This is a genomic window from Flavobacterium algoritolerans (genome assembly GCF_030010385.1).
Lineage (GTDB): Bacteria > Bacteroidota > Bacteroidia > Flavobacteriales > Flavobacteriaceae > Flavobacterium > Flavobacterium algoritolerans.
Map to the genome: position 1 here is coordinate 1 of NZ_JASCRZ010000013.1, position 2,725 is coordinate 2,725.

General features: G+C 47.3%; 1 protein-coding gene. It reads left to right on the plus strand.

What is annotated here, in order from left to right; all coding sequences use genetic code 11:
* Positions 1-2,725 (plus strand): beta strand repeat-containing protein (locus QLS65_RS16070; RefSeq protein ID WP_282718676.1); only part of this gene is annotated, 2,725 nt, incomplete at both ends.

The following is a 2,725-nucleotide window of genomic DNA, read 5'->3' on the forward strand; positions in this document are numbered from 1 at the left end:
CTATACCTTAGCTACTACCGCGACTCAGTTCTCTAATGTGGGAGCCTATCCGATTGCGGTGACTTTGGGTGCCAATCCTAACTATACTGTGGTGGCTACCGATGCTACGTTGACTGTGACTCCGAAAGTCCTTAATGTGACTGTGGCAGCCGATGACAAAACGAAAGTATACGGAGACCTTAATCCTGCACTTACTGCTGTTGTTAGTGGTGCGGTTAATGGAGATACCATCAACTATACCTTAGCTACTACCGCGACTCAGTTCTCTAATGTGGGAGCCTATCCGATTGCAGTGACTTTGGGTGTCAATCCTAACTATACTGTTGTGGCTACCGATGCTACGTTGACTGTTAGCCCGAAAGTCCTTAATGTGACTGTGGTGGCCGATGATCAAACCAAAGTATACGGAGACCTTAATCCTGCACTTACTGCTATTGTTAGTGGTGCCGTGAATGGAGATACCATCAACTATACCTTGGCTACTACCGCAACTCAGTTCTCTAATGTGGGAGCCTATCCGATTGCGGTGACTTTGGGTGCCAATCCTAACTATACTGTGGTGGCTACCGATGCTACCTTGACTGTTAGCCCGAAAGTCCTTAATGTGACTGTGGTGGCGGATGATCAAACCAAAGTATACGGAGACCTTAATCCTGCACTTACTGCTATTGTTAGTGGTGCGGTTAATGGAGATACCATCAACTATACCTTAGCTACTACCGCGACTCAGTTCTCTAATGTGGGAGCCTATCCGATTGCAGTGACTTTGGGTGCCAATCCTAACTATACTGTGGTGGCTACCGATGCTACCTTGACTGTTAGCCCGAAAGTCCTTAATGTGACTGTGGTGGCGGATGATCAAACCAAAGTATACGGAGACCTTAATCCTGCACTTACTGCTATTGTTAGTGGTGCGGTTAATGGAGATACCATCAACTATACCTTAGCTACTACCGCGACTCAGTTCTCTAATGTGGGAGCCTATCCGATTGCGGTGACTTTGGGCGCCAATCCTAACTATACTGTGGTGGCTACCGATGCTACGTTGACTGTGACTCCGAAAATCCTTAATGTGACTGTGGTGGCGGATGATCAAACGAAAGTATACGGAGACCTTAATCCTGCACTTACTGCTGTGGTTACCGGTGCTGTGAATGGAGATACCATCAACTATACCTTAGCTACTACCGCGACTCAGTTCTCGAATGTGGGAGCCTATCCGATTGCGGTGACTTTGGGTGTCAATCCTAACTATACTGTTGTGGCTACCGATGCTACCTTGACTGTTAGCCCGAAAGTCCTTAATGTGACTGTGGTGGCGGATGATCAAACTAAAGTATACGGAGACCTTAATCCTGCACTTACTGCTGTGGTTACCGGTGCTGTGAATGGAGATACCATCAACTATACCTTAGCTACTACCGCGACTCAGTTCTCTAATGTGGGAGCCTATCCGATTGCGGTGACTTTGGGTGCCAATCCTAACTATACTGTTGTGGCTACCGATGCTACGTTGACTGTGACTCCGAAAGTCCTTAATGTGACTGTGGCAGCCGATGACAAAACGAAAGTATACGGAGACCTTAATCCTGCACTTACTGCTGTTGTTAGTGGTGCGGTTAATGGAGATACCATTAACTATACCTTAGCTACTAGCGCGACTCAGTTCTCTAATGTCGGTGATTATCCGATTGCAGTGACTGTGGGTGCCAATCCAAACTATACCGTTGATTATACCAATGCGACTTTGACCATCACACCAAAAGTGCTCAATGTAACTGTGGCAGCCGATGACAAAACGAAAGTATACGGAGACGCTAATCCTGCTCTTACCGCTGTGGTTAACGGTGCGGTTAATGGAGATACCATCAACTATACCTTAGCTACTACCGCAACTCAGTTCTCTAATGTGGGAGCCTATCCGATTGCGGTGACTTTGGGTGCCAATCCTAACTATACTGTGGTGGCTACCGATGCTACCTTGACTGTTAGCCCGAAAGTCCTTAATGTGACTGTGGTGGCGGATGATCAAACCAAAGTATACGGAGATCTTAATCCTGCACTTACTGCTGTGGTTACCGGTGCGGTTAATGGAGATACCATCAACTATACCTTAGCTACTACCGCAACTCAGTTCTCTAATGTGGGAGCCTATCCGATTGCGGTGACTTTGGGCGCCAATCCTAACTATACTGTTGTGGCTACCGATGCTACGTTGACTGTGACTCCGAAAGTCCTTAATGTGACTGTGGTGGCCGATGATCAAACGAAAGTATACGGGGACCTTAATCCTGCACTTACTGCTGTGGTTACCGGTGCGGTTAATGGAGATACCATCAACTATACCTTAGCTACTACCGCAACTCAGTTCTCTAATGTGGGAGCCTATCCGATTGCAGTGACTTTGGGTGCCAATCCTAACTATACTGTGGTGGCTACCGATGCTACGTTGACTGTGACTCCGAAAGTCCTTAATGTGACTGTGGTGGCGGATGATCAAACCAAAGTATACGGGGACCTTAATCCTGCACTTACTGCTGTTGTTAGTGGTGCGGTTAATGGAGATACCATCAACTATACCTTAGCTACTACCGCGACTCAGTTCTCGAATGTGGGAGCCTATCCGATTGCGGTGACTTTGGGTGCCAATCCTAACTATACTGTGGTGGCTACCGATGCTACGTTGACTGTGACTCCGAAAGTCCTTAATGTGACTGTGGTGGCG